Consider the following 25,566-nt stretch of genomic DNA (forward strand, 5'->3'; position numbering starts at 1 on the left):
CTCTGACTCCCAAGGAAGCTAAAAAACTAAAAACTGATAACTGTTCACTGATAACTGTTTTTTGTTTGTTGCCATCAATGCACTAAGTAAATAATTCCCATTACGTGAGATGATCTAGCAAGATTTATGGATGTTACTCTCAATTACCTGGAAAATATTCAGATAAAGGCTCACAAGCCAAGGGAGACTGGAAATAAATAACATTCCGAATGCTGGTAGAAATTAGAAACAAACGATTATTCTACAATCACACGGGACGGAAATTTGGGGAGAGAAGTTTCCACTGCACAATCGCAAAATCTTCAAAGCCCGGTGATAGTACTGAATTCAGAGTCCTGAGTTCCGAGCAAAATCACTCAGAACTCAGCAAGAATTTACCCAAGACTTTAATTAGCGATCGCCCGATTCTGAATTTACTTCCAAATTGCCACTATCATTTGATGCTGGCATCCTCGACGCAGGTGGTTCAATTACCAACGAAGTCCCAGAGGAACCGTCTAAAATCAGTTGCTCTGAGCCTGCATCCACGGTTTTTGGATCTGGAAATACAAATCGTAACAAAGGAGGAGCTAAAAAGGTTGTCAAGATAACCATCATGATAATTGCTGCTCCTAATGGTTTCGAGAGAGCGCCACTGGCTGCGCCGACACCAGCAAACACCAAACCGACTTCTCCTCTGGGAATCATCCCCACACCGATCGCTAAACGGTTGATTTCCGGTTGACCAAACACGCTTAAGCCTGTGATTACTTTACCGAGAATGGCTACTGTAATCAGGAAAGTTGCCATAATTAGACCTTCACGATTGTCGGGAATCGCTGGGTTTAACACTCCCAAATCGGTTTTTGCCCCAACAGTCACAAAGAAAATTGGCACCAGCATATCAGCGATGGGTATGACTTGCGTTTGCAGTTCTTTACGTTTATCTGTTTCCTCCAGGACTAAACCAGCCGCAAAAGCTCCCAGAATTGCTTCTAAGTGGATGACGGCAGCAAGGTATGCCATTGCAAAGGCGAAGATGAATGCTGGGATTACCAGTCCACCGCGTGTTTTGAGTTTATCAGCGATCGCCACAAAGGACTTATTGAAAACATTGCCCAGTAATATTGCTCCCAAAATAAAACCAGTGGCGCTGATAATCAAATAAATGACTTTGTTTACATCCACCACGCCATCTTTAGCTAGGCTAGCTACTACCGCTAAAACGATGATTCCCAGTACGTCGTCAATTACGGCAGCACCGAGAATAATCTGCCCTTCTCTAGAATTGAGTCGTCCCAATTCTGACAACACCTTGGAAGTAATACCAATACTAGTAGCAGTCAAAGCCGCCCCGGCAAAAATTGCGGGTACAGCGCCAATACCAAACAAAGTCATCAGTCCCACAGTACCAGCAGCAAAGGGTACTGCTACCCCCACTATTGCAACGACGGTGGCTTGGATACCAACTGCCATTAAATCTTTTAAGTTCGACTCCAAGCCGATTTCAAACAGCAGGATGATCACACCCAATTCTGCCAAAACAGAAACGACTTCGGACTGTGCTGCAAACACTGCTGGAGTGGCTTCAGGAGATAAACCAGCAGTCATTTGAAGGAATGAAATGATCAAAGAGCTAGAACTGTCTGTGCCGCCTTCTGGAAACACCAAAAGGTGGAAAACAGAGATGCCAACTACCACACCACCTACAAGTTCGCCTAAGACAGGCGGGAAACCCACTTGGTTTGATAACTCTCCACCAACTTTGCTGGCGAGATAAATGACTACTAAGCTTAGTAGCACTGCTGCTACTACCATTGAACTGTCTGCGGCTTGTGTTGCGCTGGCCAGCAGAGGAAAAGAGTAGCTGATTGGATCTAACAAATGCATGGGTTCTGTGAAAATCCTTCTCTTTGATTCTGACGCGTTTCTGAAAAACATCCTATGAAGATGCAATTGGCAGCTGACACAAATTAATTTGTACCACCTGTCAACTCGATCAAGTATTGCCAATAGACTTCCCAAACCGGGACTACAGAAAGTCTAGGAAGTCGCAGCAAGTCAAAATCTCTAAATTTACCATCCTGTTTGATTTGGGCTAGGGTGACGGGTTGGTGTACTCTTTGTAATGCCCGCACATCCACAACTGCCCGTTTGCTGTCATTGAGTGCTGGATCGATATAGGGTTGACTAACTATCTCTGCTAAACCTATAACTTGCCGTTCTTTGCCTGTGTGATAAATTAACGCCAAGTCACCAAGGAGCATGGTACGTAGATGTTTGAGCGCTAGGGAATTGTTGACTCCATCCCAAACTGTACTGCCATCCCGTTCTAAATCGAAGTAGGAATAATTTTCCGGTTCAGTTTTCAGCAGCCAATACGCCACGACAAATCTCCAAAAAGGCTAGTACCGCAAGGCGGAAGTCAAAAATCAAAAGGAGCCAGTGCGTTGGGCGGGCAATGCCCAACTTGTTCGCTCTTAGCGTTCCCGCTCTTTAGCAACTGGCGTTCAAAAGTCAAAAGTATTGTGGAATAAGCTCTTTATGGATTTTAAATGGTTGCTCTATTTACGCCGTAGCATACTAGTGTAATTTTTTTAGTATCCAAAAATGTAACCATTTCAGCTTTTGATTATGGCAGTGTCAAAGTAAGAACATACAAATCGGATCTAGCGATCGCACTTAAGTTGTGAAAAACTTGTGGTGACTGTTGACTTTTAACAGCCACCTGAAGATTGCTACATACGCTTATTAAAAACATCTGTGGATATTTTGAGGAGTGCAAATCTTATGACTAGAGCCGCTTTACCTGGTTCTCAGTTTCTTAATGGGAACTTGTGGAAAATACTGCCTTTAGCTTTGCTCTTATGTACAACTTTTGTATTACCTGCGTTAGCACAAGAAAAGGATAAATTGTGGCGAACCCTTAGTGTCACTGGTCGCGGAGTGGAAACAACTCCTGCAACCTTGGCACAAGTCAGTTTAGGAGTAGAAATTCAGGGGAAAACAGCACAGGAGGTACAGCAAGAAGCTGCCCGGAGGTCATCGGCTGTAGTTGCGTTCCTCAAGAGCCAAAATGTCGAAAAATTACAAACCACTGGTATACAGCTTAACCCAGTTTATAGCTACACTAATAATGTGCAACGGATTACAGGCTATGCTGCCACTAACACCGTGAGTTTTCGCATTCCCACCGAGAAAGCTGGTACATTATTGGATGATGCAGTGAAAGCGGGTGCAACACAAATTAATGGCATTAGTTTTGTTGCGAATGATCAAGCGATCGCGGCTGCTCAAAAACAAGCATTAAAAGAAGCTACCCAAGACGCCCAGCAGCAAGCTGATGCCGTTTTCAGTGCCTTGGGTTTTAAATCCAAAGAAATAGTAAGCATTCAAGTTAATAATGCTAGTGCGCCTCCACCACCACCCATGTTTTTACGGGCTGAGGCTGCCAAGGTAGCTGATGCTTCCACCCCTGTTGTTGGTGGTGAACAGCAAGTAGAAGCATCGGTGACCCTGCAAATTAGTTATTAACTGTCATTTGTCCTCTCTTACAAAGTTCTGATCGCCGGAAGCCGGCGCTCAGACTTTGCGCTTTGTCATTTATCAAAACAAAGGACGAATGACTAATGACTAATTAAAAATTATCTGAAGACATATTTTCTGTACCGCCTTCTCCATCCCGTTTAGAGCCTAATAAATCCAGTTGGTCTACTTGGATAACTGGTGATGATCGGTTTGCTCCTGTTTGGCGATCGCTCCATGTGTCAAACTTCAAGGAACCTTTGACGGCAATTTGTTTGCCTTTACGTACATAATTACCTGCTACCTCCGCCGTTTTTCCCCATAGTTCTAAATTAAACCAGTCGGTATGTTCGCCTTCTTTAGTGCGGCGATTAACAGCTAGTGTCAATCTACACTTAACACTACCAGACTCAAAATACTTAATCTCTGGGTCGCCGCCTACGCGACCAATGAGGGTGACAACATTTATACTCATACGTGTTACCTTTTAGTACATGCGTACTTAGTCATTCCGACTTTCATCATAGCGAATTGTGAAACTCTTGAAAATAATGTGTTAAACAGTTAACAATATAGTTTAATTGAAAAATTATACATACTACTTGGAGAAACACATAAAAGTATAGGAATATACTAAGTTAACCAGAAAATATCAAAAAGATAGAGGACTCAGACATAGTAAATATTCCTGGGAATCAGATAAAAATATAGTCTAGTTTACTCAACTCAGGATATAAACGTAATCTAATTCAGCACGATTAATTCTTACCGTTGTAGTCAAAAAGTATCGCACATAGGGGGCTTAGAGACGCGTGAGTATTTTTAGGAACTTTCGCACATCATGGGATATGGGTATCGACCTCGGTACCGCTAACACTCTCGTTTATGTATCTGGTAAAGGTATTGTACTGCAAGAGCCTTCTGTAGTTGCGATTGATGTCAACCAAAAGGTAGCACTGGCAGTAGGAGAAGAAGCTAAAAAAATGCTCGGTCGCACACCTGGAAATGTGATTGCCCTCCGCCCTTTGCGAGATGGTGTAATCGCTGATTTCGATATAGCCGAGCTAATGCTGAAAAGCTTTATTCAGCGTGTAAATGAAGGTAGGTCTTTGATTTTACCCCGGATTGTCATTGGTATTCCCAGTGGCGTCACAGGAGTAGAAAGGCGAGCTGTGATGGATGCAGCTCATCAAGCAGGAGCAAGAAAAGTATATTTAATCGATGAACCTGTAGCTGCGGCCATTGGTGCAGGACTACCTGTTGCCGAACCCACTGGCAACATGATCATCGATATTGGTGGTGGCACAACAGAAGTTGCAGTGCTGAGTCTTCAGGGTACGGTGATCAGCGAATCAGTACGCATTGCTGGAGATGAACTGACTGATGCGATCATTCAGTATATCAAAAAACTTCATAACTTAGTCATTGGTGAACGTACTGCCGAGGACATCAAGATTCGGATTGGTTCTGCCTATCCTACTAATGATGATAATGATGCGATTATGGAAGTCCGAGGCTTACACCTGCTTTCTGGTCTACCGCGAACTGTAACGATCAAAGGCCCAGAAATCCGTGAAAGCATGTTGGAACCGCTATCAGTAATTATAGAAGCTGTGAAGCGGACACTGGAACGTACACCTCCAGAACTAGCAGCAGACATTATTGACAGAGGTATTATGTTAGCTGGCGGCGGTGCTTTGCTCAAAGGCATAGATAGCCTCATTAGCCATGAAACCGGGATTGTGACCCACATTGCCGCCGATCCTCTATGCTGTGTTGTGCTGGGAACAGGTCGTGTGTTAGAAAACTTCAAACAGTTGGAACGAGTTGTCACAGAAAGCTCTCGCAATATGTAGCAAAAAAATATCAGACTTGAGTTCTATTTGAGTTCTATTTGGGTTTTATATAAATAGAATCCAAGTAGAACTTCATTTATATAAGTATATAAAGGTATATATGGTGACAATACGACGTTGGTGGGATCGTAAAGGGTTACAAATCGGGTTATTAGCTCTAGTAGTTGGTAGTGCTTGCATATTGCGACAGACTCAAGGTGAATTGGTGCTTGAGACATACCAAGCAATTACCCGTCCGTTAGAGATGTTGCAGTCAGGGCCAACTCCAGAAGAACGTCTTAGAGATGCCCGGATATTGGAATTGCAAACCCGTATAGTAGATTTAGAAAGTCAAAAGACAAAGCTACAAGATTTATTAGGCTATGTAGAAAAAGAGCCACTGGCATCACGGCCAATTCCAGCACGGGTAGTAGGACGTAGTGCTGACCAATGGTGGCAACAAGTATTTCTAAATCGTGGTGCGAATGCAGGGATTCAGGAAGGCTTCATAGTCAAGGCAGATGGCGGATTGGTCGGTCTGGTAGAGAGTGTAACTCCTAATACTAGCCGCGTGTTGTTAATCAGTGACCTCAAGAGTCAAGTGGGTGTATCAGTTAGCCGCACGGCAGCTAAAGGCGTTTTGCGAGGAGATTCTTCGGCAGAAGCTGTGCTGGAGTTTTATGAAAAAGTCCCAAATGTTAAGGTAGGAGATTTAGTTTCCACATCTACTTATAGTCAGAAATTTCCATCTGGCTTGGCAGTAGGACGGATAAAGTCGCTGGATTTAAAGAAACTTCCGGCATCAGTGGCGAAAATTGAGCTTTTTCCGCCAATCCGCTCTCTCGATTGGGTAGCTGTTTATCCAAAAGTAGAAAACCAAGAGTTGGAAACCCAAAAGTCGGTAAATCAAGTGCCGCAAAAGTCTAAGTAAATTCTCCATTGAAAATCCATAGAAAAATGAAGATTCCTGCATTCAGTGGCAGCAGGCAGAAAAAGCCAAAATCCTCAGAGAGAAAATCGAAATTCCAAATCCAGCCGCTTTCTCGTTGGCATCCCGGTATCCGTCAGTTGTTGAGTTGGATAGTGACGGCTGGATCTGTAGTGTTATGTTTACTATTATTGCCAACCCGCTTGCCAGGTATGGAATTATTGGGAATTGGCCCTAACTGGCTGTTAATTTGGGTGGTAGCTTGGAGTGTGAAGCGTACAGTGTTTTCCGGGGCATTGGCAGGTATAGTTCTGGGGCTACTTCAAGATTCCATGACATCACCTAATCCTACTCATGCCCTCAGTTTAGGTATAGTGGGAATTTTAACTGGTCTGCTCCAGAAACAGCGTTTTATCGACGAAGATTTTATTTCGATTGCTGTAATTGTGTTTGGTATGGCAGTTTTGGCAGAAACTATCTTTGGATTGCAATTAACTTTGATCGGCGATGAGCGCAAAGTAACAGATATTTGGACATATTACCAGCGTGTCGCTCTAGCCTCTGCCATTCTTAGTAGTCTGTGGGCACCTGTGGTCTATTATCCCCTGAATCGTTGGTGGCAGCGGATGAAATTGTTGGAACAATAGTAAAGGAAGTTAGGAGTTAAGAAGGGGATAGTTTACAGGTGAGAGTAAAGAAAATTATCCTCTGTACCCTGTAAAACTCACATTCTGCTGTTAAGCGAACATTTATCGATCAGCAGAATGTACGCTGTATTTCTTCTCCATACTCTATACTTGTCTACAAGAAAAACTTTTCAGTTTACTGATCTAGGCTTATTGTACTAGATAATACATTCCTTCAACTGGGTTATACTACCAACCCAAACCATTAGGGTCTTTGCCTTTGCTCCAGCTAATAAATTCACCTAAAGTTTTTGATTTAACCTGCATTTAATACAGGGTTTTGATATCTACCTTCAACCGAGCAGCGAGATTTTCTGTCTGCTCACAGCAATTGAGCGATTGTAAATTGGATACAATTTATTTTTCTAGTAGCGATCGCTAAACAAAATATTTATGTTCTATCGCTCCAGAGGAGATCTGTCTACTACTTTCGGCAAATCCTTTAACTTGAAAATGTCAAGTACATATAAAGTTCAGTGCTTAATATATACATATATGCAAAGATATTTGTCTAAATCTAGACATGTAAGTAAATATTTTGTACTAAGCGTAGTATGATGTGATTTAGATACTTCATATTTTGAAGCCAAATACCTACAGGCAATAGTCCACGGCCCGGGCATAAAGATCCCTTCTCCTATGCTCTATCAAGTGTTCCCTATTTTCAAGCTAGTAAAACTTATGCCTTGACAAAAAAACTAAATAATGGTGCATGAATTTGGGGTATCAAGCTCGATTTTTGTAAATCTTTGTCAGCGATGTCTATGGTAAATGGTTGCCTATGCTACTGCTGAAGGATGATTGAAATCAGCCTGAAACTACTATTTTTGTGAATCCACACACTGATGAATTTGTAGAATACTTAAAACTTAAATAGTCTTCAATACTTGCAAATCAATCAAAAAGAGAATTTTCATTAAAAATTCTTAATCCCCAACGGTGAGATTTAGCTGTGTCAAAAGCGTCAACTTTCGGGGAATTTTTGTGCCCTAAAACACCACTGACACTTGAAAACTAAAGTTACTGCAAAAATCGATTTAGGTAGGAAACAGTTATGGCAAACATCATTGGAACCAACGCAAATGATACCCTACAAGGCACTAATAGTCACGATACGATTAACGGCAAAGCCGGCAATGATACCATCACAGGTTATGAGGGTAAGGACACCCTGACTGGTGGCGGTGGCAACGATACATTTGTTTTCAATGTAGGTGACCGCACTGATACCATCGCTGATTTTAGTGGTGTCGGTAAAAAAATAAACCCAACACCAGCGGTCATTAGCGAAATTGATACCATCAAATTCCTTGGTGCTGGGTTGATTCCCCAAAATCTGCTACTTACGCAGAATGGCACAAGTTTGGAAATTAGCTTTGAAGGGCTAGTTCGCACAAAAGTTATCCTGAAAAACTTTAAACTAGAAGACTTGAATAACCTTAAAGCTTCTGGAACAAAACCAGCCATTGGTAATATCCTGTTTGATGGGCAAACTAGTATCACCGATAGTTTTAATGTCTTGGATGCTAACTCTACTAATACAAGCATCGGCATTAAGAACACAGTGACCTTCGCCAATGACCTAAATAACAATATTACGGGTTTAGATGACTCAAATGATGTGGTGAATGGTCAGGGGGGTAACGACATCATCAACGGGTTAAGTGGTGACGACTTGCTGCGGGGTGGTACGGGCAACGATACTCTCATTGGTGGTATCGGCAATGATACTCTTGTTGCTGGTACGAGGAATTACAGCTTTGATAGTACTGATGAGGATAACTCGAATGTTAACTATTCATTAGGTGATAACCTACTTGATGGTGGTGATGGCAATGATTTTCTCTCTGCCTCTGGTTACGTTGACTACTATACAAATGATGTTTATTATACTTCAGGCAATAATACCTTCAATGGTGGTACTGGTAACGATACTTTGAATGTTGACTCTTCAATAGGCAATAACACCCTTAACGGTGGCGCTGGTGCCGATATTTTGTATGCTCACGGTTCAAAAGGCAAGAACTTACTCTCTGGGGGTGAAGGCAATGATCGTCTTGACGCCTCTTACCTTACTATTAAATCGGGACACGGCTTTATTGCTTCTTTAGGCAATAATACGCTCAACGGTGGTGCTGGTGACGATACTTTGCTTGCTGAGTCTCCATTGGGCAATAACTTACTCTCTGGGGACGATGGCAATGATTATCTCTCCAGTTCTGGCGTTGATTATTATAGATCACCTTTCTCTTTTAGCTCTTCAGGTAATAACACGCTCAACGGTGGCGTTGGTGACGATACTTTGCGTGCTGAGTATTCAACAGGCAATAACCTACTCTCTGGTGGCAATGGCAATGACTATCTCTCCACCTCTGGGTATTTGATCGGGTACTTCAACGGTGAAATTTTTGATGCCTCCTCAGGCAATAACACGCTCAACGGTGGCGCAGGTAACGATACTTTGCTTGCTGAGTATTCAACAGGTAATAACCTACTCTCTGGTGGCGATGGCAATGACTCCTTCTATGTAAATGCTAAATCTTCAGATACTGCCCCCTCTAATTTAGTGACTCAAACGGTAGATGGGGGTAAGGGTGACGATTTGTTGAGAGTCGATTACAGCAATGCTACAGGGGGGATTACAACAACATTCAATGCCACTACTAACATTGGCTCAATTACGGCGGGCATCTCTCGCGTTAGCTACAAGAATATCGAACGATTAAATATCTCAGGTACAGCCTATGATGACAATATTGTGGGGAGCAATGGCAACGATACGCTCTCTGGGGGAGTTAGTGGCAAAGATACGATAGATGGAGGTAAGGGTGACGATTTATTATCCGTCGATTACACTAATGCTACAGGGGGGATTACAACAAGATTCAATCCCACAACTAACATTGGCTCAATTACGGCGGGCACGAATCTGGTTAGCTACAAGAATATCGAAGAATTAAATATCTTAGGTACAGCCTATGATGACAACATTGTGGGGAACAATGGCAACGATACGCTCTCCACAGGCAGTGGTGGCAAAGATACGATAGATGGGGGTAAGGGTGACGATGTATTATATATTGATTACACTGGTGCTACAGGGGGGATCACAACGACATTCAATGCCACTACTAACATTGGCTCAATTACGACGGGCACGAATCTGGTTAGCTACAAGAATATCGAAGGATTAAATATCTCAGGTACAGCCTATGATGACAATATTGTGGGGAGCAATGGCAACGATACGATCTCTGGGGGCTATTCTAACAGTGGCGATACGATTATTGGCGGTGCAGGTGATGATCGCTTGAATATTGATGGATATAATTATTTATCAGGTAATAATCTTCTAGATGGAGGCGATGGCAATGATACTCTCACAGCCTCTCAGGCATATACTGATAAGAACACACTCATAGGTGGTAATGGCAATGATATCCTCATAGGTGGCAAAGGTAATGATAGTCTCTATGGAGGATCTGGTATTGATACCTTTGTTTTTAATACTTACGATTTAGCTTCCAATAGTGGTAATAGAGTTTATGACTTCAACGCCACTAATGACGTGATTGGGATATCGGCTAGTTTTGGTGGGGGGTTATCAACCGGTTCACTTTCAGCTAATCAGTTTCAAATCGGAGCATCTGCAACTACTAGCGATCAGAGATTTATTTACAACAATACTACAGGTGCATTGTCCTTTGATCAAGATGGCACTGGTGATGCGACTCAGGTACAATTTGCACAATTATCTCCTGGGTTGCCACTAACCAACAACAACTTTGTAATTGTTTAAAACTGAGATCGAAATAAGCGAACGGACAGTCATAACTTTTTACTTTTCACGTCATCTGGAAAACCTGACTTCCTATTCCTCTGAGGCCACATGCTACCCTGCGGGAACGCTAAGAGCGAATCAGTCGAAAAACTGCATCGCCCTTGGCGTCTCCCCTTCTCCCAAAGGGAGAGGCTAACGCCAAGGGAGAAGGGCGCAATGGCTCCCCTAAAACGGGAGGGGGTTTGATTTTTCCCCTTTCCCTACTAGGGAAGCTTGCTCAAGGGTTAGGTTTAGCATTGGTTTTTCCACATGAGGTGAAAAGTCAGATCATAACTTTTCCTAAAGGAGAGGCAGAGAGTTTTGAATTATAAATAATTAGGCGGACGTGATATAACCTAAATCTTCATGGAATTTAGGCAACCTCTGGCAATATAAATTCAAGCTACATTAAATCAAACAACACCTTATCATGGTAGTTAGTAGTATTGATGTCTGATGTTTTCTTTTTTTGCCTTAAAAAAATATCAGATGAGTCATCTACTGCTTTGCTGACGGCAGAATCTGGAAGCTTGCACTGATTAATCTAATTGGAGAACGCTGATGTCAAAGGAAAGAAAAAGTAATAAAGAAGTTAAAAAACCTAAAAAAGATCCGAAAGACAAAAAGGATAAAAAAGACCCAAATAAATAGGACAATTTAAGAAAATACATTTAACGAAGACCAAGAGTTCATTTCCTGAAATTGACAATACTTCGTCCAGTAGAATTGACTAGGATAAATTATTGTCAAAAATTTATTCACTCTTGGTCAAATCTCAAAATCTGATAATTTAGGTTGGTAGCGCGTGCAATGTCTACGACGGGCTACTTCTGGGCAACTAAATTAGGCAGGAGTAAACTTCAGCGAAACACCATTCATGCAATAGCGCTTACCAGTGGGTGCAGGGCCGTCATCAAAAACATGACCCAAATGACCACCACAGCGACTACAATGTACTTCAGTTCTGGTCATAAACAACGACTTATCTTCAGTAATGGCGATCGCACCTTCAATTGGATTAAAAAAGCTAGGCCAGCCAGTACCACTGTTAAATTTGGTATCAGATGTAAACAGTGGCTGTTGACACGCAGCACAATAATAAGTGCCTTGGTCGTATTCCTTATCCAATGGGCTGGTGTGAGGGCGTTCAGTCCCATGTTTACGCAATACATTAAACTGTTCTGGCGTTAAAATCGTGCGCCACTCTTGCTCAGGTTTGGTAACTTCAAATCCACTCTTAGAAGTTGTCATCTCTTTTGACCCCCAATTAATATACCTTGATAACAATGCTGTGCCGACTATTACTGCACTAGCCTGTAAAAAATACCGTTTGTCCATATATCTATTATTTTCTATTTTCTGGTTAACTGAGCAATCAACTCCAGTACGGAATTCCCTACATTAATGACTATAACGGGTTAATTAAACAGAAGATATGAGCATCATCCAGTACGTTATTGGATGGTTGCAATGGAAAATGGTTGAGCGATGAAATTCACGTTCCTCAAGAAGTGGCGTTGCTGATTGAGAAAAATTCTTCCACTGCCTATTCCTGGTGTGGGTTTAGTGTAAGGTCTTAGGTCAGCCTGCTTGTACTTCCTTGAGCCTATGGGATAGAGCTATACTTGGCTTGACAATAGCTGGGACAATTTTCTCACAAGCCATTCTTGCGCCCGATAAATTCCGTGCTGTTGGCCCGACGAGCATTGCAGCCAAGCCACCCATGATAAATAATTCACAACCAGGCCAACGCAGATAAGTATCTAAAACAGGCAAACCTTTAACAATCTTGATGGGGTAAGTCTCTAAAATATTTTTTAACAAGGGTTCAGTGGTGGCATCGAATTTAGTGCCAGTCGATAGCCAAATATAATCGCACTCATGTTGATTACCATCGCTACATTCTATGTGCCAATTTTTACCTAACCATTGGGCTTTTACTACTTGACAGTTTTCATCAATTCTGATTTTCCCACGACGCACTTGTTTCCGTAGTTGTGTAGCGATCGCAGGTGTCATGGAACCGCCATTTCTAGCTTGCTGAATCATCATTACCCGTTGCTCCCAATCTGATTGGGCAAAAAATCCCTTTAGGTACTTTGGCCCTAACCAACCTGGTTCTGCATCGAATAATTTTTCTGATAACTGACGCCGAATCATCAAATGAACCTCTGCACCGCGAGAAATAGCACCCACTGCCAAATGTCCACTTGTCAAGCCACCACCCACAATCAATACTCTCTTAGCCATCAACTGCAATTTTCGTAAATCAATAGTTTGTGAGTGGCAAAGTCTATCTTGTGGGTAGGCTGTTTGAATCTGGTTCACCCAATCAGGTATTTGAATTTGAGCGCTACTCGTTGCTAACACTACCCGCCGTGCAATGACTTCTTGTCCGTCTTGCAAGCAGAGGCAAAACCGGGAACGCAAATGATCTCTTAAAGGTTCAATAGTCTTGACTGCTAAAGGAATAACTTGCTTGTACAACTGGCGAACTCGAATTACATCCTGACAAAAATCCTCAAATAATTGCGTTCCTGGTAAATCATAGGGAGCAAATAACTCATCAGGACGAGATTGGGCAAATTTCCTTAAAGCGAAAGGGTTTGGGTCAGGATGGTGGACGGCAGGGGAGCGTAAATGAGGGATTTCCAAAGCTTTAAATTGGTGTTCCCATTGACTCATCCACCTGCCACTGGGGTCAAATACTAGAAATTTTCCCCTGATTCTTTGCCGTTTTTGCAGCAGATGGGTAGTCAAGGTCAGAGCATGAGGCCCAGCACCAATAATCGCCAGGTCAATTGTTGCAGGAACAGTGGTCGTCAATTGCATTGCTGGAGAAACAATCTAGTTTTTATGATAATAGTTATCATTCTATCTTAGTCAGATCAGCAAAGTGATTCTGAAAATAGGGCATTGGGAGAAGACAAGGTAGAGACTTATTCAATAATTCCGCCAAGTCTTGCCCTTTGAAGTTCGCCCAGAGGGAGGCCCTCCCGCAACGCTGGCTCCTACTTGCGACTTCTGTGCTTGTCCACATTCCCTGATTACATCAACATCAGAGCAACTTCTTTGGCCCAATGCCCAATTTTTTTGATCGCCAGCTTATTGAACACGGCTTAATATACATTGGTTGGATAGGAATACCGTAGTTTTATAAAAAACTTCTTGCTTGGTTAAGTGGAATATGTGATAGTGTGAAAACTATAAATAAAGCACGGTAATTCGATAGAAATACCGTATTTTAAAAGGACAGGACTCATGCAGCTACTATGGTTCATCCCAACCCACGGCGACGGACGTTACCTTGCAACTGCTACAGGCGGACGAGCAGTAAGTTTTTCTTATCTGCTGCAGATAGCCCAAGCGGTGGATGACCTTGGTTATACAGGGGCATTGCTGCCTACAGGACGTTCTTGCGAAGATGCTTGGATTGTAGCGTCAACGCTGGTATCACTAACGCGACAGATGCGTTTTTTGGTAGCGATTCGTCCCGGCTTGGTATCACCTGGGGTGGCAGCGCGGATGGCGGCGACCTTTGATCGCCTCTCTGGTGGACGTTTGCTGATTAATGTCGTGACAGGGGGCGATCCTGTGGAGTTGGCGGGAGATGGCTTGCATTTGGATCACGATCAGCGCTATGAATTAACAGATGAATTTTTGACAGTATGGCGAGCGATCGCCAGTGGTGAACAAGTTAATCTTCAGGGCGACTATCTCAACATTCAGGATGGTAAGCTGCTATTTCCACCCGTGCAGAAGCCATATCCGCCCTTGTGGTTTGGCGGTTCCTCTGCGATCGCCCAAAAAATCGCAGCCAAGCATGTAGATGTCTATCTAACTTGGGGCGAACCACCGGCGCAAGTAGCCGAGAAGATTGCATCGGCTCGCAGACTTGCTTTATCAGAAGGCCGGACTTTGCGGTTTGGGATTCGCCTACATGTGATTGTGCGCGAAACCGAGAGTGAAGCTTGGGATGCGGCGAATCAATTGATTAAGTATGTAGATGACGAGGCGATCGCTAAAGCCCAAAAAGCTTATGCTCGGATGGATTCAGTTGGACAACAACGGATGACCCAATTACACCACGGTAATCGTGAGGCATTAGAGATTAGCCCGAACCTATGGGCGGGAGTCGGTTTGGTACGAGGAGGTGCAGGAACAGCCTTAGTAGGCGATCCTCAAACCGTAGCTGCCAGAATGTTGGAATATGCAGATTTAGGCATTGAGTCCTTTATCCTCTCTGGCTATCCCCACCTAGAGGAAGCTTATCGAGTCGCAGAACTTCTATTTCCCCATTTGCCCTTAGAGAATCTGCCAGCAGTGGAGAAGCAACATGTCTTGAGTCCATTTGGTGAGATTGTCGCAAATGAAGATTTCCCTAAGCAGCAGCCTCAGCAAAGAGCAACGTCCATATCCTAGTAGATAAGAACTAGGAAATTACCAACCATGTTGCACCAACAAATTGACCAAAAGATTTCTGAAAAAGACGCGTGGGCATTGCGTCGTCAGTCGGGGATACCTAACAATAAACGCTTGTGGGTGCTAACTTGCATGGACGAACGTTTACCTGTGGATAAAGCATTAGGAATTGGTGAAGGAGATGCTCATATTTTCCGTAATGCCGGGGGGTTAGTTACGGATGATGCTATTCGGTCAGCGATGTTAACTACACAGTTTTTTGGCACAAGAGAAATCATCGTCATTAACCATACCGAATGTGGCATGATGACAGCATCAGGAGACTTTCTCAGTGAGGTATTGCGAAACCAAGGTATTGATGTGGATCAAGTTACGATCGATCCTGCTTTGCCAGAGTTGAAGCTAGCAAAAGGCGTTTTTTCCAAATGGATCAAAACGTTTACCGATGTGGACAAAATCTGCACACAGCAGGTGGAATTGCTGCGTAATTCTCCTTTAATTCCCCAGGATGTAGTTATTCATGGCTACATCTGGGAAGTAGAGAGTATGAGTTTACGCCGTCCCTACAAACGTCTGAGTGAAAAGGTCAACACAGCAGAAGCTATGAAGACCAAAACCACAAAACACACTGAACCCGTTTTATAAATTGGGAGTTCAATTGAATGACAAATATTTTAGCGATCGCTGGTAGTCCAACTCATCCCTCTAGAACCTATGGTGTTGTCGAATACACTGCCAAGCTTTTACAACAAGAAGGCTTGCATGTAGACATTATTTCAGTTAGGGATTTGCCTGCTGAAGATTTAGTTTTTGGACAATACGACAGCCCTGCTTTGGAAGAGCCAAAAGCTTTGCTAGCAAAGGCAGATGGTGTGATTATTGCCACCCCAATCTATAAAGCTGCTTACACAGGAGTGCTCAAAACATTTCTAGATTTGCTGCCACAAAAATCATTGACAGGTAAACCCGTGTTACCAATTGCCCTTGGTGGGACGCTGGCTCACTTATTGGCAATTGAATATGCTCTTAAACCTGTTTTATCTGAATTAGGAGCGCGGCATATCCTAGCTACTATTTATGCGGTAGACAAACAAATTCAACGACAAGCTGATAACAGTGTGCTGTTAGATGAGGAAATTGAGCAAAGACTCAAAGACGTTCTCAAGGAATTTGTTAAAGCTGTAGAATATGATGCCGCAGCGCCTCAAGAATTGGCTCATGCCAATTAACTAATCAAGTTTATACCTCCGTTTACTTGTAGCAGAGGGCTAAAAATTACCCCTCTGCTACCTTTTTTTAAAAGTTAATTAGAGCAACATAAATTTACTCTCAAAAATTACACTTTTATAGTGATATTCAAATGAATAGACTACGCCTAGACCTCGCTTCCATTCCTCTCTAGTCTATTCAACTAACACAATTTTTGATTTTTCCCATATATAGCGATTCTCATTTGAATGAGATACAAGATAGGACATGGCAATGCCGTGTCTTACCTTGTATCTGTATTTATCTGTGGTTAATTATTTTTTCTATACCTTACTCATGCAGGAACCCCATAGCAGCAGAACGTTCCTCTAGAAGAGTTGGGAGGAATTTGTCTAGGCTATTTTTGAGCAAATGATAACAGCAGTTTTTAACACTCCCACGCAGCCTGAAAAAAGTCGCGTTCGCAAAACATAGCATAACGATAGGTTGAATGCACAACAGAATTAGTAGTGGCATAATTGTCAACCAAACTTTCTAATTGTTGTGTTGGTTGTTGAAAGTCTGCGCTGCTATAAGTACGAATCCAGTCTGCATATTCATGATTAGGAATGCCGTTACGAGCTAACTGTTCTCCCAAAAAGGCATACAAACGCATACACGGAGACATCGCCGCAGCAGTTAAACCCACATCTTTACCCCAAGCAGTTGCTAACAAAAAGTCAGTATAGCGGCGGGTGGTGGCTCCTGGTTCCACAGAATCCAAATTGATTCCCCACTGGGAAGCATAGCCAGTATGCATCCGCAGTTCTTCTAAAGCTTCACTAGCTAGGTTATGAAATGTGGTGAAACCTAACCAGTCTGGTGCTTTAGCTGCGGCAATACTGTACGCGCGGGCAAAAGCTTCTAAGAAAAAAGCATCTTGCCCTACGTAGTAAGCAAATTTCGCCTGTTCAAGAGTACCATCGCCAATGCTTTGAACGAAAGGATGCTTTAGGCAAGCTTGGGCTAAGTCTTGATTTGCTGCCCATAATTCGTTAGATAAGGTCATTTGTCATTTGTCCTCTCTTACAAAGTTCTGATCGGAGGAAACCTCCGCTCAGACTTTGCGCTTTGTCATTTGTCATCTGTTATTATCCCTTTGTTCTGTGAACTCTCCCCCTCAAAAAGGTAAGAACTGAAGCAAGACTGAGCCAAGACTTCCCAAAAAGTCAACGAAACTGGGCTTACCAGCGCTTACCTTCTCATTTACGGGTGTTTGCAGTTCTTTAATAAAAGCCTGGGCTGTTTGCGTTCCAGCGGTATTGTTTTGGGATGTAAACAATTTTTCAGCAATTTGGGCATCTTTGAATGCACCTTGTCTATCCAGTATTTGGTAACAGGCAACACCACGAGCTAAATAAGCACTGGCATATTCTGGTTTAATAGCGATCGCCTGATTAAAATAACTGATTGCTTGCTGTTGGTTACCTTTTTGTGCTTCTGCTACACCCAAAGCATAAAATTCTTCTGGTGAAGCAATTTGTGATGGTATACCAACTGCGCCTTGGAAGTTAGCACCATTTAAGTAAGCACCAGTCAGTTCTGCATTTGCTAGATAGGTATTTCTTAAATCAGCACCCGCCAAATTTGCCCCACTAAATTTAGTTTGGCTTAGGTTAACACCAAATAAACTCGCGCCACTCAAGTTTGCACCCCGTAAATCAGCACCGCTCAAGTTTGCCCGGCTGAGGTTAGCACCTGTGAGATTAGCACCACTCAAATTGGCTCCAGACAAGTCAGCCATCACTAAACCTGCACTGGTTAAATCACAGTTTTGACATTGTTTGGTTGCCAATAACTGTCTAACGTGTTCAGAATTTGCTGCTTGTACGGTTGTTGTCAAACTAATTGTGGTTAAAAAGGCAGCTATGACTAGAATTTGGTTTTTCATAATTGCGTAATATTTGTTACTCAATAGGTAACAATTAACTGAGATGAATTTATACCTCAGCCTATGATATGAGCAATCTGAAGAGTTTGCCCTCTGTAATTGCCTATATCACTTGTAAATTTGAGTAAACACTCACTAGTTTTGCAAGTTCACTATCTTCTAATTATTTATGCCTAGCTATAACAGTCCCAAATCATTTGTAAAAATAAATTAACCGCAGAGGCGCAGAGAGCGCAGAGAAAGGAATCGGAGATTTTTACGACTCATTTAGGATTGCTATACTTATTTGTTCTTCAGGGGTCAGACCTTGACGTTGCTGTAATACTTTTTGATAATTAGACATAAAATTACACTTCTACTTCTTTGGACTCTAAGTCAAATATACACAGATTGCATTTCTTGATTTTATAAAGAAGCGATGTCTAACGACAAACCGCTATGCGTCTGTGCCTGGTGCTAATGTTATCTCACTCAGGAGTAAAAACAGAGATTTGCTCGTGTATACCCTGATTTTAAATAAATATGAGACTATAGAAACATTAAGACAGTCAGAAAAACGTGAGTCAGCAAGACAAACTCTTAGAAAAAATCCTCTCTGGGACTTCTGATACAGACATCCCTTTCGCACAACTGTGGCAACTCTTATATACACTAGGCTTTGATGAACGGATTCGTGGCGATCATCGGATTTTTGTCAAAGCCGATGTTGAGGAAATATTAAACCTGCAACATAAAAAAGGAAAAGCCAAAAGCTATCAAATTAAACAAGTTCGTGCAGTAATTATCAAGTATAAGCTAGGAAGTAAAAATGATATTTCGTTATGAAATTATTCTCTACTGGAGTGAATTAGATCAAGCCTTCATTGCTGAAGTACCAGAATTATCAGGCTGTACTGCTGACGGCGAGACTTATCAAGAAGCCCTGCACAATGTAGAAGTAGTTGTGCAGGAATGGATAGAAACAGCTAAAGATTTAGGGCGTCTAGTTCCTGAACCTAGACGGCGTTTGATATACATCTAATTGATAAACAAGCCAAGGGCAACTGATTTTTTAGCATTCTCAGAAATATTTTACACCTGATTGGATACCGGCAAGAAAAGTTTTTTGCTAAAAAGTCTAAAAAATTCTACCAATTGCCAATACAGAATTGGTATTAGTTCCTGACAATTTTTACGAAGTCGAGGATCTGAACACCGCAATTTTATGCTTACTTAACTCTTTGTCCTCGTCAATTTTTTTAACGAACCGCACAAATCACCATAATATGTGATTTGTATTTGTCAGTATTATAGTGAAGAAGTTGTAGTCCAGAACGTTCTATTTCTTGCAAAAGTTCAGGAATTTCATACTTGTGATGTCGCCAAATAGTAATTTCTTCACCTTCAGGGATTTCTATTTTCTTATCTATCCCCATCCGACTGAAATTTATAGTGTAATTATGACGAAATTTCATATTAGCAACTATACTATCTGTTTTTAAATTATACTTCCTCACCAATTCACAATCTTCAGATTTAATCCCAATATTATTTTTAACCCATTCATATATTTCTTCTACATGATACTTGCAGCCACCTCTGACGTTTCCATCCCATTGAGAGTTAGAACCAGTTTCATTAGTGAACACCAGAAAATCATTTTTTCCCATGCTATCTCTAAAGTTTTTGAGTACCTCATCTCTATTTTGATGATTCCCAATGGTAACACCTAAGTGGAAAAATATTTTTGCTGTATCATCAATTTCAAGGTTAGCTTTATTTTGAAATAAAATTTTGGGTATACTACTATTTTCTATATCAATCGTCGAACTGATAAATTCAATGAGAGGAAACCATTTTCTAAAATTATTTTTGGATACATGAAGCAATTCCTCGCTAATATCTAAGGCAATATATTTATTAACCTTCTCCAATTTATTAAGTCTTTGAATAAAATTTTTAACTGGATATGAATTTCCGGCACCAACGTCTACAATATTTACTCTTTCGCCACTTTTAATATTGCCATTAAAGTATTTAAAGTTCTTCTGTAAAAGGTCAACTTCTACACTTGATGCTCGATACCATGTAGGAATAATATATTTTAGATAAAAATCATCCCAGATTTTTGCACCTCTACCTTTATAAGAATACTTTAGAGGTATTTCTCGCCTGACTTCTAATGCATGAATTATTCCTAGAACTTCTTCTTCAGAAAAAAGAGAGTAAAAATCAGAACTTGGCTTGGCTGTGCGACTGATAGCAGTTGAGATATCCGATGGAAGTTGGGAATTGCTAGGAAAATTTTGAGCCATTATTCTTGTTCTTTGGTTTTCTTAATTTATTATCCCAAACCCAATTTACACCAGACGTGTCAACCATATCTGGGACCGACCACAGTACTTCCATCTGGCATAATAGTGTACCAGTAAAAAGCATTGTAAATACTCTTAAATCTCCAATTCTCACACAGGATATACGAAATCTTAGCTCCTTCAAAGTTAGTTCCGATCAAAATAGTACTTTGCATATTTCCAGTGATTCCGAATTCAGCATTATTCAACCAGGCATTCGTCAAATTAGCTCCCTCCAAGTTGGCATCACTCAGATTAGCTTCTCTCAAGCCAGTACCCCACATCAAAGCACGTCTGAGATCGACACCTTGCAAGTTAGCCCGAATCAGATTAGCACCACTCAAGTCGGTTCCTTTCAAGTTGGCATTCCTGAGATCAGCCTTCCTCAAGGCAGAACAATTCAAGTTGGCACCAGTCAGGTTGACGCCTCTCAAGTTAGCACCTACAAGGCTAATACGAGTCAACTCAGCTTCTCTTAAATCAACACTACTCAAATCAACCCCAACAAAATTTCTCTCCCCAGCAGCATACCTTCTCAACAACTCCTCAGCATCCATACCCTAACTCCTGAATCAATTACTACTTAGAATAGTTATTTTAACGACTTTAGTCAATTTGGCGACCTGAGTTAGACCATTATCAAGCGCGATCGCTTATACCATAAAAAATAGGAGATAATTTTCCAAAGATACAGGGGTAAATACCATTGGTTCAGCAACCAGAACTCCAGGAAACTTCGTCGATACAGTCAATCCAGCGGGTGCTTGAGAGTTTAAGCACTTACCGATGGACTTCGCTGGGAGCATTGGCCAGCCTATTGCTGTTGACGATCGCAAACGCAGTTACCCCACAACTATTTCGGTGGGGAATTGATCAGGGCATCATCCCAAAAAACCTCCAAATTGTGCTACACAGCGCCGCCTGGATGGTACTCGCCGCGATCGCTCGTGGTTTATTTAACTTTGGACAAAGCTATTTGGCAGAAGCGATGTCTCAAGGTGTGGCCTATGACCTGCGAAACAAAATTTTTAGCAAAATTCAAAATCTCAGTTTCAGTTATCATGACCAGGCGCAGACTTCCCAACTGCTAACCCGTGTCACCAGCGATATTGAGCAGATCCGCACCTTTGTTGGCACCAGTTTAATTCAAGTCATCGGTTCAGTTGTGACATTGGTGAGTATTTCGGTGATTTTGCTGGTGATGAACTGGCGATTAGCACTGATTACCCTGACAGTAGTGCCCCTATGCGGATGGTTGATGGCGCAATTTATTACCCGGAATGATAAACTTTTTCGGCAAGTACAAGAGCAACTGAGCGACCTCAATGCTGTATTGCAAGAGAACTTACTAGGAATACGGGTAGTGAAAGCCTTTGTGCGGGAGTCAACTGAAAGGTCGCGTTACACGAGCCTGAATGATGGTCTAGTCAGGGCAAATCTGAAGACCATTAGCGCCATCCGTGATATCTTTCCGTTGATCTTTTTGCTGAGTAATTTAGTAACACTAGCAGTTTTCGCCTACGGGGGAGCGCAGGTGATTGGGCGTAGGTTCTCCATTGGCGAACTAGTGGCGTTTAACTCCTACCTAGCGTTAATTCTCCAACCAATTTTGTTGATTGGATTTGCTGCACCTGCGATCGCTCAATCAGCTGCTTCTGCGGAACGGGTTTATGAAGTTGTAGATGCAGAGATAGAAATTCGTGATTGCCCCGGTGCTGTCCCATTTGACACCTGCGGTGGGAGAATCACCTTTGAAAATGTTTCCTTTCGCTATCCAGGAGCGACAACCGAAGCTCTTAAAGAAGTTTCCTTTGAAACAAAGCCTAACGAGTTGATTGCCGTTCTAGGAATGACTGCTTCGGGAAAAAGTACAATTATGAACTTAATTCCCCGCTTTTACGATGTCACAGGGGGAGCAGTTCGCATTGACGGACGAGATGTAAAAGGTTTGACGCTCAAAAGCCTTAGATCGCGTATTGGCATTGTATTTCAGGAAACCACCCTCTTCTCTGGCACAATCCGCGAAAATATTGCCTACGCAAAACCCAATGCAACTTTAGAGCAGGTGATTGAGGTTGCAAAAACCGCACAAATACACGATTTTATTACCAGTATACCCAATGGCTACGAGACGATCGTGGGTGAACGGGGCGTGGGCTTGTCTGGTGGACAAAAACAACGAATTGCGATCGCTCGGACCTTACTGACCGATTACAGCATTCTGATTTTAGATGATAGTACTTCGGCAGTGGATGCCAAGACTGCTGCCCAAATTCAAGCCGAACTGGATAAGTTAATCCACCAAAAAGCTTGTACAACTTTTGTAGTAGCTCAACGTATTAGCACCGTCAAGAATGCTGATCGCATTTTTCTTATAGATAAAGGACGATTGGTGGCACAAGGCACCCATGAGGAATTGATGCAAACCAGCCCACTCTACGGTGTGATTTTGGAATCTCAGGTTAAGGTGAAGAAACAAATGATCCTAAATTAGTATAAGTAGTCCAATACAGTTCAGTTAAGCATTTCTTCCTTCTCTTCCTTTACGTTCTTCTCTACTAGACCAGAGGCGAATGTGTCCTTCTGGTGCGGAGGCTGCGCGTACCCCTACGGGGAAGCAAGCTACAAATAGTGTCTCCAAGAGTTGGCAGTAGCCTGGGCGTCTACGTTAAAAAAATTGACGAGGAGGAATTAAGCCTTAACCCAACCGTATTGATAAATAGTTTTGCTTGAGATTTTTATAACAGCGAATAAAGACAAAGACTTTGAATCCAAAATCCAAAATCTAAAATCTAAAATTGGTATGAGAGGCACAGTTACCGTTGTTGCATCTGAGCAGGCGAGTCAGCAATTTTCCACCCTGCGGCGCTTTTTGCAATACCTGCGACTTTATCGCAAAGAAATTCCCATCGCCTTGACATTAGTATTTATTGGTGCTGTAACCCAGGCAATTGGGCCGTTTTTCATCGGTTGGTCGATTGATCACCTAATTAAACAAGGGAATTTGCAAGGACTGCTGGTGTTATTAGGGCTACTAGCGCTGAACTATGGACTTGGAATTTTGGCAATCCGAGGTCAAATTATTCGAGTCGGCTGGATTATGCAGCGATTGCTGGCTCAACTGAGACAAGATATTTTCACTAAAATCCAAAGTCTGCCACTTAGCTTTTTCGATCGCAGCGAAGCAGGCGATTTAATGAGCCGCTTGCTGAATGATGTCAATACTGTAAATCAGGCATTTGGACTGACGATCGCCCAAATGCTAGGCAACACTTTCAGTTTGGTCGGCATAATCATTGCTATGCTCTCAATCAACCTGCAACTCGGTTTGTTGAGCAATCTGGTTGTGCCACTGATGATTTTTACCACAAGCTTGTTTGCGCGTTGGGCAAGAGCCAGGTTTCGTGTTACGCGACAGACTATTGGGGAGCTTTCCGCCAAGTTAGAAGAAGATATTGGTAGCGTCAGAGAGGCACAGGCATTTAATCGTGTACAGATGAACATCGCAGAATTTGACATTCTCAACGCTGCCAATCGTGATGCTAACGTCGAGGCTGTAGCAATTACTTCCGCCTTCTTACCCTCCATTGATTTTCTCAACACACTAGCAACGGCAAGCGTGCTGGCCTATGGTGGCTATCTTGCGGTCACTGGAGCTGCAACCGTGGGTGTGGTGACATCTTTTTTACTTTATGTCCAGCAATTCTTCCGCCCGATTCAAATTCTCAGCCAGTTTTATACCCAAGCTCAATCTGCCTTCGCCGGATTAGAGCGAATCTTTCTATTGCTAGATGAACCGTCAGAACTCAAAGACGCACCCGATGCGATAGAAATGCTGCCTATTCAGGGTGAAGTGACATTTGAAAATGTCAAGTTTGGCTACAACCCAGATCAATTGGTTCTTAAAGGGGTGAATTTGCACGCCTATCCAGGGCAGATGGTTGCGTTAGTAGGGCCGACAGGTTCGGGAAAAAGTACGTTCATTAACTTGATTTTGCGCTTCTACGATGTATCTGGCGGTGCAGTGAAAATTGATGATGTTGATGTGCGTAGCGTGACTCAAGCAAGTCTGCGGCGTCAAATTGGCATCGTCCTGCAAGACAATATTCTGTTCAGCGGCACCGTCGCCGAAAACATTGCCTTTGGCGCTCCTTACGCCACCCAAGCTGATATTGAAGAGGCTGCACAACTAGCAAATGTGCATGAGTTCATTACCTCTCTGCCACAGGGTTATACAACTCAATTGGGTGAACGGGGCGCTCCCCTGAGCCAAGGACAGCGACAACTGATCAGTATTGCCCGTGCGGTGTTGGTTAATCCCCGAATTCTGATTCTCGATGAAGCCACTAGCAGCATCGATACCCGCACAGAAGCGCTAGTACAAACTGCGATCGCCCGCTTGCTGCAAGGTCGTACCAGCTTCGTGATTGCTCACCGCCTGAGTACAGTTACTCTGGCAGATCAGGTATTAGTAATTCAGCAGGGACAAATTGTAGAGCAGGGTACTCACGCCGAACTCATCGATCAGCAGGGTGTCTATGCGAATCTCTATGCCCTACAACTGGGTGCAGCAGACACAATGGTTCTTCAAAATGAAAAGTAAAATATATATATAGCTCGAATTTCTCAATTGCCAGCAAAGGAATGAACCTACCTAACCTCGATTCACAAACCATTGATCGCATTATTGAAATGGCATGGGAAGATAGAACATCTTTTGATGCCATTGAAGCTCAGTTTGGGCTGCTGGAGAAACAGGTAATTGCCTTAATGAGGCGCGAAATGAAGGAATCTAGTTTCCAGATGTGGCGCGAGCGAGTCACCAAACGCAATACAAAGCATTTATCTAAGCGAGAATTTATTGCAGGTCGGTTTAAATCGCCCAATCAAAAACCCTAA

General features: G+C 42.5%; 22 protein-coding genes. 13 read left to right on the forward strand and 9 right to left on the reverse strand.

The annotated features are described in order from the left end of the window. Positions 1–390: 390 nt before the first annotated feature. Both V7K40_RS08150 and V7K40_RS08155 read right to left on the reverse strand, forming a co-directional pair. A complete protein-coding gene (locus V7K40_RS08150; protein ID WP_334958400.1) occupies positions 391–1,869 on the reverse strand; it encodes a cation:proton antiporter in 1,479 nt (492 codons plus the stop codon). 83 nt (positions 1,870–1,952) lie between these two features. Further along, positions 1,953–2,366: an EVE domain-containing protein gene (locus V7K40_RS08155; protein WP_334958402.1), complete on the reverse strand. Its 414-nt coding sequence runs from the start codon at positions 2,364–2,366 to the stop codon at positions 1,953–1,955. Between the two features lie 403 nt (positions 2,367–2,769). On the opposite strand from V7K40_RS08155, the gene V7K40_RS08160 reads away from it, so the two are divergent. Then, a complete protein-coding gene (locus V7K40_RS08160; RefSeq protein ID WP_334958404.1) occupies positions 2,770–3,513 on the forward strand; it encodes an SIMPL domain-containing protein in 744 nt (247 codons plus the stop codon). 103 nt (positions 3,514–3,616) lie between these two features. Here V7K40_RS08160 and V7K40_RS08165 read toward each other — a convergent pair whose 3' ends face one another. Beyond that, entirely contained in the window at positions 3,617–3,979 is a 363-nt protein-coding gene (locus V7K40_RS08165) for a single-stranded DNA-binding protein (protein WP_334958406.1), read from the reverse strand. Between the two features lie 373 nt (positions 3,980–4,352). On the opposite strand from V7K40_RS08165, the gene V7K40_RS08170 reads away from it, so the two are divergent. The 4 genes from V7K40_RS08170 (at position 4,353) to V7K40_RS08185 (ending at position 10,752) form a co-directional block, all read left to right on the forward strand. Then, positions 4,353–5,360 carry a rod shape-determining protein gene (locus V7K40_RS08170; RefSeq protein ID WP_334958498.1) on the forward strand — a complete coding sequence of 336 codons (1,008 nt, stop codon included), beginning with the start codon at positions 4,353–4,355 and terminating at the stop codon, positions 5,358–5,360. Positions 5,361–5,460: 100 nt separating this feature from the next. Beyond that, positions 5,461–6,270, forward strand: a complete 810-nt coding sequence (gene mreC, locus V7K40_RS08175) for a rod shape-determining protein MreC (protein ID WP_334958409.1) — start codon at positions 5,461–5,463, stop codon at positions 6,268–6,270. 26 nt (positions 6,271–6,296) lie between these two features. Beyond that, positions 6,297–6,914 (forward strand): rod shape-determining protein MreD, encoded by a 618-nt coding sequence (mreD, locus tag V7K40_RS08180; protein WP_334958411.1) that lies wholly within the window; start codon positions 6,297–6,299, stop codon positions 6,912–6,914. Positions 6,915–8,007: 1,093 nt separating this feature from the next. Continuing rightward, the gene (locus V7K40_RS08185; protein WP_334958413.1) at positions 8,008–10,752 is read left to right on the forward strand and encodes a calcium-binding protein; all 2,745 of its coding nucleotides are present in this window, start codon (positions 8,008–8,010) and stop codon (positions 10,750–10,752) included. 864 nt (positions 10,753–11,616) lie between these two features. On the opposite strand, the gene msrB is transcribed toward V7K40_RS08185, so the two are convergent. Further along, positions 11,617–12,111: a peptide-methionine (R)-S-oxide reductase MsrB gene (gene msrB, locus V7K40_RS08190; protein ID WP_334958415.1), complete on the reverse strand. Its 495-nt coding sequence runs from the start codon at positions 12,109–12,111 to the stop codon at positions 11,617–11,619. Positions 12,112–12,354: 243 nt separating this feature from the next. Then, positions 12,355–13,605, reverse strand: a complete 1,251-nt coding sequence (locus V7K40_RS08195) for an FAD/NAD(P)-binding protein (RefSeq protein ID WP_334958417.1) — start codon at positions 13,603–13,605, stop codon at positions 12,355–12,357. Positions 13,606–14,034: 429 nt separating this feature from the next. On the opposite strand from V7K40_RS08195, the gene ssuD reads away from it, so the two are divergent. From ssuD to ssuE, 3 genes are read left to right on the forward strand one after another with little or no spacing between them, the layout of a single operon-like run. Further along, positions 14,035–15,195, forward strand: coding sequence for an FMNH2-dependent alkanesulfonate monooxygenase (gene ssuD, locus V7K40_RS08200; RefSeq protein WP_334958419.1), 1,161 nt, complete (start codon positions 14,035–14,037; stop codon positions 15,193–15,195). A gap of 27 nt (positions 15,196–15,222) precedes the next feature. Continuing rightward, positions 15,223–15,840 carry a carbonic anhydrase gene (locus V7K40_RS08205; RefSeq protein ID WP_334958421.1) on the forward strand — a complete coding sequence of 206 codons (618 nt, stop codon included), beginning with the start codon at positions 15,223–15,225 and terminating at the stop codon, positions 15,838–15,840. Positions 15,841–15,857: 17 nt separating this feature from the next. Continuing rightward, positions 15,858–16,424, forward strand: coding sequence for an NADPH-dependent FMN reductase (gene ssuE / locus V7K40_RS08210; protein WP_334958423.1), 567 nt, complete (start codon positions 15,858–15,860; stop codon positions 16,422–16,424). A 407-nt stretch (positions 16,425–16,831) separates the two neighbouring features. Here the strand turns inward: ssuE and V7K40_RS08215 are convergent, their stop codons facing one another. Beyond that, positions 16,832–17,452 (reverse strand): TenA family protein, encoded by a 621-nt coding sequence (locus V7K40_RS08215; RefSeq protein WP_334958425.1) that lies wholly within the window; start codon positions 17,450–17,452, stop codon positions 16,832–16,834. 111 nt (positions 17,453–17,563) lie between these two features. Next, a complete protein-coding gene (locus V7K40_RS08220) occupies positions 17,564–18,334 on the reverse strand; it encodes a pentapeptide repeat-containing protein (RefSeq protein WP_334958427.1) in 771 nt (256 codons plus the stop codon). A 558-nt stretch (positions 18,335–18,892) separates the two neighbouring features. Between V7K40_RS08220 and V7K40_RS08225 the strand changes: the two genes are divergently transcribed. Both V7K40_RS08225 and V7K40_RS08230 read left to right on the forward strand, forming a co-directional pair. Further along, a complete protein-coding gene (locus tag V7K40_RS08225) occupies positions 18,893–19,159 on the forward strand; it encodes a type II toxin-antitoxin system HicA family toxin (RefSeq protein WP_334958429.1) in 267 nt (88 codons plus the stop codon). Beyond that, the gene (locus V7K40_RS08230; RefSeq protein ID WP_334958431.1) at positions 19,143–19,355 is read left to right on the forward strand and encodes a type II toxin-antitoxin system HicB family antitoxin; all 213 of its coding nucleotides are present in this window, start codon (positions 19,143–19,145) and stop codon (positions 19,353–19,355) included. The genes V7K40_RS08225 and V7K40_RS08230 overlap by 17 nt, the downstream gene beginning before the upstream one ends. A gap of 217 nt (positions 19,356–19,572) precedes the next feature. On the opposite strand, the gene V7K40_RS08235 is transcribed toward V7K40_RS08230, so the two are convergent. Both V7K40_RS08235 and V7K40_RS08240 read right to left on the reverse strand, forming a co-directional pair. Next, complete coding sequence (locus V7K40_RS08235) at positions 19,573–20,628, reverse strand: L-histidine N(alpha)-methyltransferase (protein ID WP_334958433.1); 1,056 nt, start codon at positions 20,626–20,628, stop codon at positions 19,573–19,575. Positions 20,629–20,687: 59 nt separating this feature from the next. Then, positions 20,688–21,224, reverse strand: coding sequence for a pentapeptide repeat-containing protein (locus tag V7K40_RS08240; RefSeq protein WP_334958435.1), 537 nt, complete (start codon positions 21,222–21,224; stop codon positions 20,688–20,690). Between the two features lie 149 nt (positions 21,225–21,373). Here V7K40_RS08240 and V7K40_RS08245 point away from each other — a divergent pair, with 149 nt between their 5' ends. The 3 genes from V7K40_RS08245 (at position 21,374) to V7K40_RS08255 (ending at position 25,566) form a co-directional block, all read left to right on the forward strand. After that, positions 21,374–23,161: an ABC transporter ATP-binding protein gene (locus V7K40_RS08245; RefSeq protein ID WP_334958437.1), complete on the forward strand. Its 1,788-nt coding sequence runs from the start codon at positions 21,374–21,376 to the stop codon at positions 23,159–23,161. Positions 23,162–23,470: 309 nt separating this feature from the next. Beyond that, a complete protein-coding gene (locus V7K40_RS08250; RefSeq protein ID WP_334958439.1) occupies positions 23,471–25,270 on the forward strand; it encodes an ABC transporter ATP-binding protein in 1,800 nt (599 codons plus the stop codon). Between the two features lie 41 nt (positions 25,271–25,311). After that, positions 25,312–25,566: a TIGR03643 family protein gene (locus tag V7K40_RS08255; protein ID WP_334958441.1), complete on the forward strand. Its 255-nt coding sequence runs from the start codon at positions 25,312–25,314 to the stop codon at positions 25,564–25,566.

This window comes from Nostoc sp., assembly GCF_036917195.1.
Taxonomy (GTDB): domain Bacteria; phylum Cyanobacteriota; class Cyanobacteriia; order Cyanobacteriales; family Nostocaceae; genus Nostoc.